This is a genomic window from Pseudonocardia broussonetiae (assembly GCF_013155125.1).
Lineage (GTDB): Bacteria > Actinomycetota > Actinomycetes > Mycobacteriales > Pseudonocardiaceae > Pseudonocardia > Pseudonocardia broussonetiae.
Map to the genome: position 1 here is coordinate 824,448 of NZ_CP053564.1, position 15,093 is coordinate 839,540.

Sequence of the window (15,093 nt, forward strand, 5' to 3'; positions counted from 1 at the left end):
GTCACCGATCGGTAAGCCGATCCGCCGCGCGGCACTGCGTCGAACGGCCTAGCTTCACGATCATGCGGCTCCCCGTCGACGTCGTCCTCCCGTGCCTCGACGAGGCGCAGGCCCTGCCCGGGGTGATCCGGGCGCTGCCGCCCGGTTTCCGGGCGCTCGTGGTCGACAACGGCTCGCGTGACGGCACCCCGGAGATCGCGCTCGCGCACGGCGCGCGGGTGGTGCACGAGGCGCGCCGGGGCTACGGCGCGGCCGTGCACGCCGGGCTGGAGGCGGCCACGTCCGACGTCGTCGCGTTCCTCGACGCCGACGGCTCGCTCGACCCCGCCGAGCTGCCAGGCATGGTCGGGCTGCTCGACGGCGCCGACCTCGTCGCGGGGCGGCGCCGGCCGCAGGGCCGCGGCGCGTGGCCGTGGCACGCCCGCGCCGGCAACGCCGCGATCTCCGCGCTGCTGCGCCGCCGCGGCGTCGCCGTGCACGACATCGCGCCGGTCCGTGTGGCCCGGCGCACCGCGCTGCTCGACCTCGGCGTCACCGACCGCGCCTTCGGCTACCCCCTGGAGCTGCTGGTGCGGGCCGGGGCCGCCGGGTGGCGGATCACCGAGGTCGACGTCGGGTACCGCCCGCGGACCGGGGGCCGCTCGAAGGTGTCGGGGTCGGTCCGCGGCACCGTGCGGGCCGCGCGGGACATGGCCGGTGTGCTCCGGTGACGGGACCGGCCGTCCTCGTCCTCGCCAAGGCCCCCGAACCCGGTCTCGTCAAGACCCGCCTGTGCCCGCCGCTCACGCCGGAGCAGGCCGCCGACCTGGCCGCCGCCGCGCTGCTCGACAGCCTCGCCGCGGCGTCGGGGGTGCCCGGCGGCGCGCCGGTGGCCGTGCTCACCGGCGATCCGGCCCGCGCCGCCCGGGGCCCCGCCGTCCGAGCCGCGCTGGCCGCGGTGGCCGTGCTCGCGCAGCGCGGCGACGGCCTCGGCGCGCGCATCGCCGCCGCCCACGCCGACGCCGCGGCGCTGCTGCCGGGCCGGCCCACCCTGCAGATCGGGATGGACACCCCGCAGGTCACCGCCGGCCTGCTCGCCGACGCGGCCGCGCGCCTGGCGGGCGTCGACGCCGTGCTCGGCCCGGCGTCGGACGGCGGCTGGTGGGCGCTGGGCCTGCGCGACCCGGGCGCGGCCGCGCTCGTCGCCGGCGTCCCGACCTCGCGCGACGACACCGGCGCCCGCACCCTGGCGGCCCTGCGCGCGGGTGGGCTGCGCGTGGCCCTGCTGCCGGAGCTGTCCGACGTCGACACGATCGACGACGCGCACGCTGTCGCCGCGCTGGCCCCCGCCACCCGGTTCGCCGCCGCCGTCGGCCGCCTGCCCGTCCCGGCCGGACGCGCGTGACGACCTCCTTCGCCCGCGCCCTGTCCGGGCAGCACGCCGAGCTCGTCCGCAGCGACGGCGGCACCTCGCGGCTCGACGTCGAGCGCTGGCGCGGCGCCGCGGCGGGCGAGGACTCCTGGCTGCTCGACCGCTGCCGCGGCGCCACCATCGACCTCGGCTGCGGCCCCGGCCGGCTCGTCGAGGCGCTGGCCGCGCGCGGGATCGAGACCCTGGGCGTCGACGCCGCGCTGGAGGCCGTGGCGCAGTGCACCGGGCGCGGCGTGCCCGTCGTCCACGCCGACGTGTTCGCGCCGCTGCCCGGCGAGGGCACCTGGGCGCACGTGCTGCTCGCCGACGGCAACCTCGGCATCGGCGGCGACCCCGCCGCGCTGCTCGCCCGCGCCGCGCTGCTCGTCGCCGACGGCGGGACGCTGCTGGTGGAGCTCGACCCCGGCGAGCCCGGGCTCTGGCGCGGCGAGGCCCGCGTCCGCAGCCGCGACGCCCTCACCCCGCCGTTCCCGTGGGCGTGCGCCGGGCCGTCGGCGCTGCCGGAGATCGCCGCGCGGGCGGGGCTGCGGGCCGCTGCGCACTACCGGGGCGTGCGCCGGTTCGTCGAGCTGATCGCGGTGGACGGGACCCACGAGCGGGACCGCGCCGATGCCGGGAGGGGGTGTCGGCACCGGCGCGGCCCGCTGGTCCCGGAGCGTGGGGCACCACGCGGGACCTGCGCACACGACACCATCCCGGCTCCCGCCCCGCAAGGGCCGGAGCGATCAGTACACAGAGGACGCAGCGCGGTCAGCCCGTCTCGCCACCGAGGGTGACGACGACCTCCTGACCGTCCACGATCAGCGTCACCCGGTCGCCGGGCGCGTTCTCCCGGACGGCGGCGATCAGGTCGTCGCCGTTGCTCACGGTGCGGTCGCCGACCCGGGTGACGACCTGCCCGGGCCGCAGCCCGGCGGCCTCCGCGGGACCGCCCGGCACGATCGACGCGAGCGTCGCCCCGTTCAGCTCGCCGCCGCGGCTGACCCCGGCGCCGAGCACCGCGCGGGTGGCCCGCCCGGTGGTCTCCAGCTCCTGCGCCGTGCGCCGGGCCTGGTTGATCGGGATGGAGAAGCCGACGCCGATCGAGCCGCCCTGGTCGCCGGTCGTCGCGATCACGGAGTTGATGCCGACGACGCGGCCCTGCATGTCGGTCAGCGGCCCGCCGGAGTTGCCCGGGTTGATCGCCGCGTCGGTCTGCAGCGCGGACAGGACGGTGGCCTCGCTGGCGCCGGACTCCTCGCCCACGCTCACCGCGCGGTCGACGGCGCTGATGATCCCCGAGGTCACCGAGCCGCCCAGGCCCAGCGGCGACCCGAAGGCGACGACGGGCTGACCGACGCGCACGGCGTCGGAGTTGCCGAGCTCGATCGGCGTCAGGCCGGACACGTTCTGCGCGCGGATGACGGCGAGGTCGGAGCTGGGGTCGCGGCCGACCAGGTCGGCGGGCGCGGTGCTGCCGTCCTGGAAGACGACGACGATCGTGCCGCCGCCACCGGCCGCGGCCTCGACGACGTGGTTGTTGGTGAGCAGCAGGCCGTCGGCGCTGAGCACCATGCCCGACCCCTCGCCCGCGCCGGAGGCGCCCTGCACGATCAGCCGCACGACCGAGGGCAGCACGCGCGCGGCGACCGCCTCGATCTCGCCCGCGGGCGCCGACGACTCCGCGACGTCCGGCACCGGCGCGCTCAGCACGCCCGACGAGCCGCCGCTGCCCTCGCCGCCCCCGGCCAGCGTGGCGCCGACCGCACCGCCGACGCCGCCGCCGAGCAGCGCCGCCACCAGCCCGACGGCGACGAGCCCGCCCCGGCCCCGCTTCCGCTCCGGCGTGGCGGGCGCACCCTGGTACGCGCCGTAGGCGCCGGTGCCGGACTGCCCCGCGCCCTGCGCGTACTGCCCGGAGCCGTTGCCGTACCCGGGCGCGGCACCGTAGGCGGCCGTCGGCGGGCCGTACCCGCCCGGCTGCCGGCCGTACCGGTCCTGGCCCGGTCCGTACGGACCGGCCGAGGACGGGACGGCGCCGTACTGGCCCGAGGACGACGGACCGGCGCCGTACTGACCGGGACCGTGCTGGCCACCCCTGTGCTGCTGCCCCGGCCCGGTCGGCTGCTCCGCAGCCGTGGAGGACGTCGGTGCGGACGTCGGAGCGGGCGCCGCAGGTCCCGGCCGCGCGTACGGGTCGCCGGAGGGCGTGTCGGGCCGCGGGTGGAAGGTCGTCTCGGCGGCGCGGGGGTCGTCGGGAACGGCTCCCTGCGCGTCGGAGCCGGGGGTGTCGTTCGCCATGACCTCACCACGTTCGAGGGGGTGCGCCGGTCGCGGACCCGCCCCGCCAGCGTAGGACGGGCCCGACGCTACTGCCCGGTCTGCGGGACCCCGCCCGGGGAGCGTCCGGGCAGCCGCAGCGTCAGCTGCGCACCCCCGTCGGGGCCCCGGCCGGCCCACACCGCTCCCCCGTGCCGGACGGCGACCTGGCGCACGATCGCGAGCCCCAGCCCGGAGCCGGGCATGGTGCGGGCGCGGTCGGCGCGGTAGAAGCGGTCGAACACGCGCGGGAGGTCCTCGTCGGCGATGCCGGGCCCCTGGTCGGTGACCTCGAGCAGCACCGACCAGCCGTCGAGCTGCCGCATCGCCACCGTGACGGTGCCGCCCGGCGGGCTCCACTTCACCGCGTTGTCGAGCAGGTTGAGCACCGCGCGCTCCAGCGCCGTCTCGTCGCCCAGGAGGGTCCACGGCACGACGGTGACGTCGAAGGCGGTGTCGCCCGCCCGGCGCTTGACCCGCTCCAGCGCCCGGTCGACGACGTCGGTCAGCTCCACCGGCTGGTGCACGACGAGCGGGGCGTCGTCGCGGGCGAGCTCGACGAGGTCGCCCACGAGCGTCGTCAGCTCCTCCACCTGCGCGTGGACGTCGGCGAGGATCTCGACGCGGTCGGCGTCGGGCAGGGTCGGGGCGCCCGGCCGGCTGGCGGCGGCGAGCAGCTCCAGGTTGGTCCGCATCGACGTCAGCGGGGTGCGCAGCTCGTGCCCGGCGTCGGCGACGAGGCGGCGCTGCTGCTCCTGCGACGCCGCGAGCGTCCCGAGCATCTCGTTGAAGCTCATCGTGAGCCGCGCGAGCTCGTCGGCCCCGCCGACGGGGATCGGCCGCAGGTCGCCCGTCGCCGCCACCCGCTCGGTCGCCGACGTCAGCCGCTGCACCGGCCGCAGCCCGGCACGCGCCACCGCCACCCCGGCGAGCCCGGCCACCGCGATCCCGATGACGCCGACGACGGGCAGCGCGAACGCCAGCTTCGTCAGCACCTGCTGGGTCGGGTCGAGCCGCTGCCCCATGACGAGCGCGCGTCCCCCGCCCGCCTGCACGGCGACGACGCGGTACGGGTCCCGCCCGATCGACGCCGTCCGCACCGACGACGCCGCCAGCCCGCGCGCCACCTCGAGCTCCGGCCCCTCGATGGGCGGCGCGGACAGCTGCCCCTCCGCCGACTGCGCGCTGCCGTTCGCGGCGAGCAGCGCGATCCGGATGTCGCCGGCGCCCAGGACCTCCGGCGGGATCGTGGAGAGCTGCAGCGGGTCGGCCAGCTCGCTCTGCGCGGCCGCCAGCGCCCGCTGGAACAGGTTGGAGTCGAGCGTCGCGAGGATGTTGGAGCGCACCGTCAGGAACGCGGCGAGCGACACGAGCACCACCGCGAGCGCCGCCACCAGCGCGGCGAGGATGCCGATGCGCGAACGCAAGGAGAAGCGGTCGAGCATCTCGACGCGCGCGACCGAGCCGTCGGGCCGGTTCACGCCGACGCCCTCACGGCGGCGTGTCCCGCAGCACGTAGCCGACCCCGCGCACGGTGTGGATCAGCCGCGGCTCGCCCTCGGCCTCGGTCTTGCGGCGCAGGTAGCCGATGTAGACCTCCAGCGCGTTGCCGGTGGTCGGGAAGTCGTAGCCCCACACCTGCTCGAGGATCTGCGACCGCGACAGCACCCGCCGCGGGTGCGCGAGCAGCAGCTCCAGGAGCGAGAACTCGGTGCGGGTCAGGCTGATCGCGCGGTCGCCGCGGCGGACGTCACGGGTGTCGGGGTCGAGCGAGAGGTCGGCGAACTCCAGCACCTGGCTCTGCCCGGTCGCCGCGGCGATCTCGTCGGGGGTGCGGCGGCGCAGCAGCGCCCGCAGCCGCGCCAGCAGCTCCTCCAGCGCGAACGGCTTGGGCAGGTAGTCGTCGGCGCCCGCGTCGAGCCCGGAGACCCGCTCCGACACCGCGTCGCGCGCGGTGAGCACGAGGATCGGCAGAGCGTCACCGGCGCCGCGCAGCCGCCGGCAGACCTCCAGCCCGTCCAGGCGCGGCATCATGACGTCGAGGACCATCGCGTCCGGCCGCTGCGCCTCCACCGCGTCGAGCGCGGCCTGCCCGTCCACCGCGACGTCGACCTGGTAGCCGTGGAAGGCGAGCGACCGGCGTAGCGAGTCGCGCACGGCCCGGTCGTCGTCGACCACGAGGATGCGCATGGGGCCCAGTGTGGACGCCGTGCCTGAGACGCGACTGAGAGGCTGGTGGGAGACGGGTCACGCCCGCGTGCGCCGCCGGAACAGCACCGAGGCCAGCACGACGCCCGCGACCAGCAGCCCGAGCGTCCAGGCCAGCGCCACGCCGCCCCGGTCGGCCGGAGCGCCGGTCAGCAGCGCCCGGACGGTCTCGACGACCGACGTGATCGGCTGGTGCTCACCGATCCCCCGCAGGAACGCCGGCATCGTGGCCGTCGGGACGAACGCGCTGCTCAGGTAGGGCAGGAACAGCATGAGGAAGCTCAGGAGCCCCGCCGACTCCACGGTCCTCGCCACCACCCCGAACGCGGCGGCCAGCCACGACAGCGCCAGCACGTAGAGCAGCAGGAGCCCGGCCGCCAGCACCCACTCGACGACGCCCGCGGACGGCCGGAACCCGAGCGCGACGGCCACCGCGACCACCAGCGTCGTCGACACCGCGTTGCGCGTGACGCTCGCGACCACGTGCCCGGTGAGCACCGCGGAGGCGTGGACGGGCATCGACCGCAGCCGGTCGACCATGCCGCCGGTCATGTCGTGGGTCACCGACATCGCCGTCGCCGACGCGCCGTAGCCGGTGCAGAGGACGACGATCCCCGGCACGACGTAGGTGAGGTAGGCGCCGCCGGTGTCGATGGCGCCGCCGAGCACGAGGACGAACAGCAGCATCATCAGCACCGGCAGGACGATCGACATCACGAGCGTGTCGACGTTGCGCCGCGCCAGCCGGACGCTGCGGCCCGACAGCGTCAGCGCGTCGGTCAGCACCGACCCCGGGCCGGTGTGCACGGCGGTCACGCCGCCACCCCCGCCGGGGCGCCGGCCGCGGTGACGGCCAGGAACACGTCGTCGAGCGTGGGTCGGCGCGAGGTCACGCGGCGCACCGGCACCCCGGCCGCCCGCAGGTCGTCGAGCACGCGGTGCAGGTGGGCGGCGGTGCCGTCGGACGGCACGCCGAGCCGCAGCCGCTCCTGCTCGGCGATTCCCCCGGGGAGCAGGTCGGCGGCGCGGGCGAGCGCGAGCGGGTCGTCGAAGGCGAGGTCGAGCCGGTCGCCGCCGACCGCGGCCTTGAGCGCCTCCGGCGTGCCGGAGGCGGCCACGCGCCCGCCGTGCAGCAGCACGACGCGGTCGGCGAGCCGGTCGGCCTCCTCCAGGTACTGCGTGGTCAGCAGGATGGTCGTGCCGCCGCGCACGAGCTCGGCGACCGCGTCCCACACCGTCACGCGGCCGGCCGGGTCGAGCCCGGTCGTCGGCTCGTCGAGGAAGATCACCCGCGGCGCGGACACCAGGCTCATCGCGAGGTCCAGGCGCCGGCGCATCCCGCCCGACCAGGTGCGCGTGCGGCGGTCCCGCGCGTCGACGAGGTCGAAGCGCTCCAGCAGGTCGTCGGCCCGGCGCCGCGCCGCCGCCCGGCCCAGGTGCCGGAGCCGCCCGGCCATCACGAGGTTCTCCCACCCGGTCTGGTCGTCGTCGACCGCCGCCTGCTGGCCGGTCAGGCTGATCACCGCACGCACCGCGGCCGGCTCGCGGACCACGTCGAACCCGGCGACCCGCACGCTCCCCGCGTCGGGCCGCACCAGCGTGGTCAGGATGCGCACCGCCGTCGTCTTGCCGGCGCCGTTCGGCCCGAGCAGCGCGAGGACCGAGCCCTCCGCCACCGCCAGGTCGACGCCGTCGAGCACCCGCACCGCTCCGAAGGACTTCGTCAGCCCCACCGCTTCGACGATCATCGCCGGCCTCCTTCTGCGTAGGTCGTACGCAAATAGCGTAGACCCTACGCAGTGGGAGCGGAATAGGCTCCTGACGGATCGGAGGGGGGTGCGGGTGGACGGATCGGGGCTGGCGCGCGACGTCGACCTGCTCTGGGGGCTGCGCGAGGCGCCCCGCCGGGGTCCGCGGCCGGCGCTGTCGGTCGACGACGTCGTGCGCGCCGCCGTCGAGGTGGCCGACGCCGACGGGCTCGCCGCCGTGTCGATGGCGCGCGTCGCCGAGCAGCTCGGCAACTCCACGATGGCGCTCTACCGGCACGTGCGCAGCAAGGACGAGCTGCTGGCGCTGATGGCCGACACCGCCGTCGGCCGCCCGCCCGCGGCGCCCGCGGACCTCGGCTGGCGCGAGGGCCTGGCGCTCTGGGCCCGGGCGCTGCTGGACGCCGTCGGCCGCCATCCCTGGTACGCGCAGCTGACGATCTCCGGACCGCCCGTCGGGCCCGGCAACCTGGCCTGGCTCGACGCCGCGCTCGCCGCGCTCGCGGGCACCGGGCTCGACGAGGGCGAGAAGCTCGGGATCGTGATGGGCGTGCTCACCTACACCCACGGGCAGATCCGGCTGGGCCTCGACCTGACCGCCGGGCACGCGCAGGACCCGTCGGCGTTCGGGCGGGAGTACGGCGCTCAGCTGGCCCGGGTCGTCGACGCCGGCCGGCTCCCGGCGCTGCACCGCGCCGTCGAGGCGGGCGTGTTCGCCGGCGGACCGCCCGACCTGGAGTTCGCCGACGACCTGCGCGCCGACTTCGAGTTCGGGCTCGACCTGCTGCTCGACGGCGCCGCCGCGCACATCGCGCGGCGGGCGGCGGGTCAGGCGTCGAAGGACGCGAGGTAGTTCGCCGCCATGTCGTCCTCGCCGTGCCCGGCGTCGGCGGTGCGGTGGTAGCGGGCGGCGGCCGCGGGCGCGAGGTCGAGGCGGACCCCGGCCTGCTCCGCGGCGGCGGAGATGAGGTCGCCGTCCTTGGCGGCGTTGGCCACCGAGAAGCTCGGCGTCCAGTCGCGCGCCCGGATCGCCTTCGCCTTGGCCTGCAGGTAGGGCAGGTCGAGCGGCCCGCCGCCGACGGCGTCGAGGAACGCCTGCGGGTCGACGCCCAGCCCGTCCGCCAGCGCCAGCGCCTCCCCGGTGGCCGCGGTGATCGCCAGCACCCAGCTGTTGACGACGAGCTTGAGCCGGCTCGCCGCCAGCCCTCCCGCGGTGTCGGCCACCCAGCGCGTCTCGCGGCCGACGGCGTCGAACACCGGCTGCACGACGTCGCGGACGCCGGGCGACCCGGCGGCGAGCACCAGCAGCGTGCCCTGCTCGGCCGGTGCGCGCGTGCCGACCACCGGGGCGTCGACGAACGACATCCCGCGCTCGGACGCGATCGCCAGCAGCACGGTCTGGTCGACGCCCGCGGTCGTCATCTGCGCCCAGACCTGGCCGCCCGAGGGCTGCGCCTGCTCCATCACCTCGCGCACGTGGTTCCCGTCGCCGAGCATCGTGACGATCACGTCGGCGCCGTCGACGGCCTCGGCCGGGGTCGCCGCGACGGCCGCGCCGGCCTCCCCGAGGGCGAGCGCCTTGTCGGCGGTGCGGTTCCAGACGCGCAGCGGGAGCTCGGCGGCGAGCAGGTTGAGCGCCATGCCCGAGCCCATGATCCCGGTGCCCAGCAGGGCGACGGTGGGGGTCTTCGTCATGGCGCCGACGCTACGCGCGGGCCGCGGCCGCGGTGGGGCAGGATCATGGAGTGGGCTTCGTTCCGTTCGTGCTGGTGTTCGTCGCCCTGCTGCACCTCTACGTCTACCGCCGGGCCGTCCGCGCGCTGACGACGAGCCGCCGCCTGCGGCGCGCCGGAGCCGCCGTGATCACGCTGCTCGGCCTCACCGTCGCCGCCGCCCTGCTCACCCGCGGCGCGCTCGCGCCCGACACCGCGCGCCCGCTGCACTACGTCGGGTTCTTCTGGCTGGCACTGCTCGTCTACCTGGCCACCGTGCTCGTGCTCGGCGAGGTGGTGCGGCTCGCGGTGCGGTTCCTGCGGGGGCGGCCGTCGGAGGACCGGCGGCGGTTCCTGTCGCGGGTGGTCGCCGGCACCGCGGCGGTCACGGCCGTCGGCACCGTCGCCTACGGCGCGGTCGTCGCCCGGCAGCCCCGGGTGGAGCGCCGGGAGGTGCTGCTCGACCGCCTCGACCCCGCGTTCGACGGCTTCACGATCGCCGCCGTCTCCGACATCCACCTGGGCCCGCTCGTCGACGGTGCCGACGTCGCCGGGTTCGTCGCGATGATCAACGGGACGGCGCCGGACGTCGTCGCGGTGGTCGGCGACCTCGTCGACGGCAGCGTCGCCGAGCTCGGGGGCTACGCCGCGCCGCTGGCCGACATCGCCGCGCCGACGTACTTCGTCACCGGCAACCACGAGTACTACTCCGGCGTCACGCAGTGGGTGGAGTTCCTGCCGACGCTGGGGATCCGCGTGCTGCGCAACGAGCGCGAGGAGATCCGACGGGGCGACGCCGTGCTGCACCTCGCCGGCTGCGACGACCGCACCGCCGCGGCGTCGGGCGTCCCCGGACACGGCTTCGACCTCGACGCCGCGCTCGCCGGCCGCGACCCCGCGCAGCCGGTGGTGCTGCTGTGCCACCAGCCGGTGATGGTCGACCGGGCCGTGCGCGCCGGCGTCGACCTGCAGATCTCCGGGCACACGCACGGCGGGCAGCTGTGGCCGCTCACGCAGGTCGCGCTCGTCGACCAGCCGGTGCTGGCCGGGCTCGTCCGCGTCGGCCCGACCTGGCTCTACGTCACGCGCGGCACGGGGTTCTGGGGTCCGCCGGTGCGCGTCGGGTCGCCGCCGGAGATCACCCTGCTGACGCTGCGGTCACGCTGACCGCCCCTTCGGCGCCGCCCGCACGTGCATCTTCTCCCCCTGCTTGCCGAACAGGCTGAGCATCTCGACGGGGCGGTCGTCGGCGCGGCCGAACCAGTGCGGCAGCCGCGTGTCGAACTCCGCGGCCTCCCCGGCGCGCATCACGAAGTCGTGCTCGGCGAGCACCACGCGCAGCCGCCCGGACAGGACGTAGAGCCACTCGTAGCCCTCGTGGGTCTGCGGCGACGGCTCCGAGCGCGGCGAGTCGGCCGGGATCGTCATGCGGTAGGCCTGCAGCGGCCCGGTCTGCAGCGTCAGCGGCTGGAACACCAGCCCGCCGCGCTCGAACGTCGGCAGCCGCACCCGCGGGTCCTCCACCGGCGGTGCCCCGACGAGCTCGTCGAGCGGCACGCGGTGCGCCCGCGCGATCGGCAGGAGCAGCTCCAGACTGGGCCGGCGGCCGCCGGACTCCAGCCGCGACAGGGTGCTCACCGAGATGCCGGTGAGCTCGGCCAGGGACGCGAGCGTGACGCCCCGCTGGCGGCGCAGCCGTCGCAACCGGGGGCCCACCTCGGAGAGCACGTCGTCGTCGGTCATGCCGCCAGTTTGCCATAGCGGCAAGGTTCCTTGTCGAATTCGCCGATCGCGCGCACAGTCGGGGGCATGACGGACTACGACGTACTGGTGGTGGGCGGCGGCGCCGCGGGACTGGGCGCGGCCCTGACGCTGGGGCGGGCACGGCGGAAGGTGCTGGTGGTCGACGCCGGGCAGCCGCGCAACGCCCCGGCCGAGGGTGTGCACGGCTTCTTCACGCGCGACGGCACGCCGCCCGGCGAGCTCGTCGCACTCGGGCGGGCGGAGGTGCGGGGCTACGGCGTCGAGGTCGTCGACGGGCGGGTGCACTCGATCGCCCCCGGGTTCACGGCCTCGCTCGCCGACGGCTCGACCGCCCGGGCGCGCGCGGTGCTGGTGACGACCGGACTGGTCGACGAGCTCCCCGAGATCGACGGCCTGCGCGAGCGCTGGGGCCGCGACGTCCTGCACTGCCCCTACTGCCACGGCTACGAGGTGCGCGACCGCGCGCTCGGCGTCGTCGCGACGGGTCCGATGGCGCTGCACCAGGCGCTGCTGATCCGGCAGTGGTCGGCCGACCTCACGCTGTTCCTCAACGACACGGTCGAGCCGACCGACGACGAGTGGGAGCGCCTGGCCGCGCGCGGGATCTCGGTGGTGACCGGGAAGGTCGAGCAGGTGGTCGTCACCGACGACCGGCTCACCGGCGTGCGCCTCGCCGACGGCACCGTGATCGCCCGCGACGCCCTGTTCGCCGCCGGCTTCCTGCGCGCGTCGAGCGACGTCCTCGCCTCGCTGGGCGTGGAGACCGCCGACGTGGAGATCGGGGGCGCGGTGATCGGCACCCGCGTGGTCGCCGACGGGACCGGCCGCACCTCGGTGCCCGGCGTGTGGGCGGCGGGGAACGTCGCGGACCCGATGGCGCAGGTGGTCACGGCGGCGGCCGCGGGCAACTGGGCGGGCGCGCAGATCAACGCCGACCTCGTCGTGCAGGACACGGACGCGGCCCTGCGGGCCCGCACCGGGGCGCGGCTGGAGCGGGAGGTCAGCGAGATCGTGCTGGGCGACCGGCGGCACGGGCTCGACCCCGCCGCCCGGGCGTAGGGGCCGGGCCGCTCACGCCCAGGGCCGCTCATGCCAGCGCCGCTCATGCCAGCGCCGCTCATGCCAGCGCCGCTCATGCCAGCGCCGCGACGACGGCGCGGGTCGCCTCCGCCACGGTCTCGTTCGACGGCTCGGCCTCCGGATCGGCCGGCGCGGTGTAGACGGCCAGCAGGATCGGGGCGCGGTCGGGCGGGTAGAGGACGGCGATGTCGTTGCGCTCCCCCTGCCCGCCCGTCCCGGTCTTGTCCCCGACCCGCCACCCCGCGGGCGCCCCGGCCCGGATCGTCGCGTCGCCGGTGGTGTTCGCCAGGAGCCAGCCGGTGAGGCGGTCGCGCCCGGCGGGGTCGAGGCCGTCGCCGAGGGTGACCGCGCGCAGGGTCGCGACGACCGCGGCCGGCGTGCTCGTGTCGCGCTCGTCGTCGGGGCCGGTGGAGACGTTGAGGTCGGGTTCGAGCCGGTCGAAGCGGGTGGTGGCGTCACCGGTGCCGCGGACGAACCCCGTCACCGCCGCCGGGCCCCCGAGCAGGTCGAACAGCAGGTTCGCCGCCGTGTTGTCGCTGTGGGTGATGGCCGCCTCGCCCAGGGCCGCGACCGTCATGCCGGTGGCGAGGTTCCGCTCCGCGACGGGCGCGTTCGCGATCAGCGCGCTCGCGTCGTACTGGATGACGCGGTCGAGCAGCGCCGGCTCGGCGGCGGCCCGCTGCAGCACCGCGGCCGCGATGAACGCCTTGCCCGTCGACGCGAGCAGGAAGCGCTCGTCGCCGCGGTGGGACACGACGGCCCCGGAGCCGGTGTCGAGCGCGAAGACACCGAGGCGGCCGCCGAAGCGCCGCTCGATCTGCTCGAGGCCGGCGCCGACAGGGCTCGGCGGCGGCGTCGGGTCCGGGGCGGGAGCCGCACACCCCGCGACTGCGGCCCCGAGCCCGACGAGCAGGGTGCGTCGTCCGATCGTCGTCATGGCTTCGATCATGGGGCAGCCGGACCTCGCCGTCGCAGGCGTCACCGCCCTGCGGCCGCCTCCGATCGGACCACTACCATCGACCCGCCGCCCTCGTAGCTCAGGGGATAGAGCACCGCTCTCCTAAAGCGGGTGCCGCAGGTTCGAATCCTGCCGGGGGCACGCAGTCCAGAGGCTCGCGCCGCAGGTCAGGCCGCTCAACGTGGAGCTATACGTGGAGCGAGCCTGCTACCGTCGCTCCATGCCGGGGTCCTCGAAGCGTCAGCGGGGCGAGATCGAGAAGCTGCCCAGCGGCTCTCTGCGGGTCCGGGTCTACGCCGGCGTCGACGCTCTGAGCGGCAAGCGCAACTACCTCATCGAGACCGTCGCCGCCGGCCCGAAGGCCACGGCGGAAGCGGAGAAGGTCCGCCGCCGGCTCGTGCACCAGGTCGACGAGCGCCGCAACCCGCGCACCAAGGCGACGGTCAACCAGCTCATGGACCGCTACCTCGAGCTGCTCGACGTCGAGGAGACCACGCTCGACCGCTACGAGCAGACGATCCGGGTCCACATCCGCCCGCTCCTAGGGCACATCCCGCTCGCGAAGCTCGACGGCGAGACGCTCGACAACCACCAGGCGATCCTGCGCCGCTGCCGGGCCCACTGCGACGGTCGGCCATTCGTCGAGCACGCCATCAGCGGCGCGCACGAGTGCTCGGAAAAGTGCCGGCCTCACATCTGCCGGCCACTCGCGACATCGACGATCCGGAAAGTGCACTTCTGCCTCAGCGGGGCCCTCGGCCGCGCCGTCCGCTGGCGCTGGATCATTGTCAACCCTCTGGACCAGGCCGAGCCGCCCCGCGGCGGCCGCTCCGACCCGAACCCTCCGACCTCAGATCAGGCCGCAGCGATCCTCAACGCCGCGTTCCCGGACTTCATGTGGGGCTGCTTCCTCTGGCTCGCCATGACGACGGGCGCGCGTCGCGGCGAACTCTGTGCGATGCGCTGGGACCTGCTCGACCTGGACCGCGCCGTCCTCACCATCCGCAGCAGCATCGCCCAACAGGGCACCCGCACTTGGGAGAAAGACACCAAGACTCACCAGCAGCGACGGATCGCGCTCGACGCCAACACGGTGGCTCTACTGCAGACACACCGACGACAGTGCGAGCAAAACGCCGAGGCCGTCGGGATTCAATTCGGACCTAAGGGCCGCATCTTCTCGGCGTCCGTCGACCACAGCACGTGGCTCCGCCCATCATCGGTCTCGAACCGCTACGCGCGCATGTGCCGCCGACTAGGCTGGGAAATGAACTTGCACCAGCTCCGGCACTACTCCGCGACTGAACTGATCACGGCTGGCGTCGACGTACGGACAGTGGCGGGCCGGCTTGGTCACGGCGGCGGCGGCTCGACAACGCTACGCGCCTATACAGCCTGGGTATCGGAGACGGATCAACGAGCCATGAAGGCGTCGGGGGTTCGAATGCCTGCTCCACCACTCGTGGAGGGTGACCACCACACGACTCCTGCTCCGCAGGAGCGGAATGAATCTGATAGCCCATACAAGAGAATTGCCGCCGACCTGCGAGCCGCAATCGCCTGCGGAGCCCTGGCGGTCGATGATTCGCTACCTACTGTTGAGACTCTGTGCGATCGTTATGAGGTCTCCGCTGGGACCGCCAACAGAGCCGTGGCTCTACTCAGGGCCGATGGCTTGATCAAGTCCAGCAGGGGCAGGCGGGCGACAGTAAGGTCAGTGGTCGCTGATCGGTAGCCTGAACGTCGATGTGACCATCGACCGAAAGCCAACTTTCAGATAAGCCAGTGAGCGCTTTCCAACCTGCTTGAGGTGGGTTCGTAGCCGCTGCGGCGTGGCGTCACCGGAATGAGTGAAGCTCCTGGTAGACAGGCGATTGACTAGATCAACTCGTCCAG

General features: G+C 75.3%; 15 protein-coding genes and 1 tRNA gene. 8 read left to right on the forward strand and 8 right to left on the reverse strand.

Annotated elements, in window-relative coordinates:
• Positions 1-62 precede the first annotated feature (62 nt).
• From HOP40_RS04030 to HOP40_RS04040, 3 genes are read left to right on the forward strand one after another with little or no spacing between them, the layout of a single operon-like run.
• Positions 63-710, forward strand: coding sequence for a glycosyltransferase family 2 protein (locus HOP40_RS04030; protein WP_172154770.1), 648 nt, complete (start codon positions 63-65; stop codon positions 708-710).
• On the forward strand, positions 707-1,384 hold the full coding sequence (locus tag HOP40_RS04035) for a TIGR04282 family arsenosugar biosynthesis glycosyltransferase (protein WP_172154771.1): 678 nt from the start codon (positions 707-709) through the stop codon (positions 1,382-1,384). The genes HOP40_RS04030 and HOP40_RS04035 overlap by 4 nt, the downstream gene beginning before the upstream one ends.
• Positions 1,381-2,187, forward strand: a complete 807-nt coding sequence (locus tag HOP40_RS04040) for a methionine biosynthesis protein MetW (RefSeq protein ID WP_172154772.1) — start codon at positions 1,381-1,383, stop codon at positions 2,185-2,187. The genes HOP40_RS04035 and HOP40_RS04040 overlap by 4 nt, the downstream gene beginning before the upstream one ends.
• On the opposite strand, the gene HOP40_RS04045 is transcribed toward HOP40_RS04040, so the two are convergent.
• The 5 genes from HOP40_RS04045 to HOP40_RS04065 all read right to left on the reverse strand — a co-directional run bounded on the left by HOP40_RS04045 (position 2,162) and on the right by HOP40_RS04065 (position 7,665).
• Positions 2,162-3,691 carry a S1C family serine protease gene (locus tag HOP40_RS04045; RefSeq protein ID WP_172154773.1) on the reverse strand — a complete coding sequence of 510 codons (1,530 nt, stop codon included), beginning with the start codon at positions 3,689-3,691 and terminating at the stop codon, positions 2,162-2,164. The genes HOP40_RS04040 and HOP40_RS04045 overlap by 26 nt on opposite strands.
• Positions 3,692-3,759: 68 nt before the next feature.
• Positions 3,760-5,190, reverse strand: coding sequence for a sensor histidine kinase (locus HOP40_RS04050; RefSeq protein WP_338053049.1), 1,431 nt, complete (start codon positions 5,188-5,190; stop codon positions 3,760-3,762).
• A gap of 10 nt (positions 5,191-5,200) precedes the next feature.
• Positions 5,201-5,899, reverse strand: a complete 699-nt coding sequence (locus HOP40_RS04055) for a response regulator transcription factor (RefSeq protein WP_172154774.1) — start codon at positions 5,897-5,899, stop codon at positions 5,201-5,203.
• A 57-nt stretch (positions 5,900-5,956) separates the two neighbouring features.
• Complete coding sequence (locus HOP40_RS04060; protein ID WP_240157498.1) at positions 5,957-6,733, reverse strand: ABC transporter permease; 777 nt, start codon at positions 6,731-6,733, stop codon at positions 5,957-5,959.
• Complete coding sequence (locus HOP40_RS04065; RefSeq protein ID WP_172154776.1) at positions 6,730-7,665, reverse strand: ATP-binding cassette domain-containing protein; 936 nt, start codon at positions 7,663-7,665, stop codon at positions 6,730-6,732. The genes HOP40_RS04060 and HOP40_RS04065 overlap by 4 nt, the downstream gene beginning before the upstream one ends.
• Positions 7,666-7,759: 94 nt before the next feature.
• On the opposite strand from HOP40_RS04065, the gene HOP40_RS04070 reads away from it, so the two are divergent.
• The gene (locus HOP40_RS04070) at positions 7,760-8,536 is read left to right on the forward strand and encodes a TetR/AcrR family transcriptional regulator (RefSeq protein WP_172154778.1); all 777 of its coding nucleotides are present in this window, start codon (positions 7,760-7,762) and stop codon (positions 8,534-8,536) included.
• On the opposite strand, the gene HOP40_RS04075 is transcribed toward HOP40_RS04070, so the two are convergent.
• Positions 8,512-9,378, reverse strand: coding sequence for an NAD(P)-dependent oxidoreductase (locus HOP40_RS04075; protein ID WP_172154780.1), 867 nt, complete (start codon positions 9,376-9,378; stop codon positions 8,512-8,514). The two genes, HOP40_RS04070 and HOP40_RS04075, sit on opposite strands and share 25 nt — an antisense overlap.
• A 50-nt stretch (positions 9,379-9,428) precedes the next feature.
• Here HOP40_RS04075 and HOP40_RS04080 point away from each other — a divergent pair, with 50 nt between their 5' ends.
• Positions 9,429-10,562, forward strand: a complete 1,134-nt coding sequence (locus HOP40_RS04080; RefSeq protein ID WP_240157499.1) for a metallophosphoesterase — start codon at positions 9,429-9,431, stop codon at positions 10,560-10,562.
• Here HOP40_RS04080 and HOP40_RS04085 read toward each other — a convergent pair.
• A complete protein-coding gene (locus tag HOP40_RS04085; protein ID WP_172154782.1) occupies positions 10,554-11,138 on the reverse strand; it encodes a helix-turn-helix domain-containing protein in 585 nt (194 codons plus the stop codon). The genes HOP40_RS04080 and HOP40_RS04085 overlap by 9 nt on opposite strands.
• A gap of 66 nt (positions 11,139-11,204) precedes the next feature.
• Between HOP40_RS04085 and HOP40_RS04090 the strand changes: the two genes are divergently transcribed.
• Positions 11,205-12,218, forward strand: a complete 1,014-nt coding sequence (locus tag HOP40_RS04090) for an NAD(P)/FAD-dependent oxidoreductase (protein WP_172154784.1) — start codon at positions 11,205-11,207, stop codon at positions 12,216-12,218.
• 73 nt (positions 12,219-12,291) lie between these two features.
• On the opposite strand, the gene bla is transcribed toward HOP40_RS04090, so the two are convergent.
• The gene (gene bla, locus HOP40_RS04095; protein WP_172154786.1) at positions 12,292-13,176 is read right to left on the reverse strand and encodes a class A beta-lactamase; all 885 of its coding nucleotides are present in this window, start codon (positions 13,174-13,176) and stop codon (positions 12,292-12,294) included.
• Between the two features lie 89 nt (positions 13,177-13,265).
• Here bla and HOP40_RS04100 point away from each other — a divergent pair.
• Both HOP40_RS04100 and HOP40_RS04105 read left to right on the forward strand, forming a co-directional pair.
• Positions 13,266-13,338, forward strand: a tRNA-Arg gene (locus HOP40_RS04100).
• 79 nt (positions 13,339-13,417) lie between these two features.
• On the forward strand, positions 13,418-14,932 hold the full coding sequence (locus HOP40_RS04105) for a tyrosine-type recombinase/integrase (RefSeq protein WP_172154788.1): 1,515 nt from the start codon (positions 13,418-13,420) through the stop codon (positions 14,930-14,932).
• The last annotated feature ends 161 nt before the right edge of the window (positions 14,933-15,093 follow it).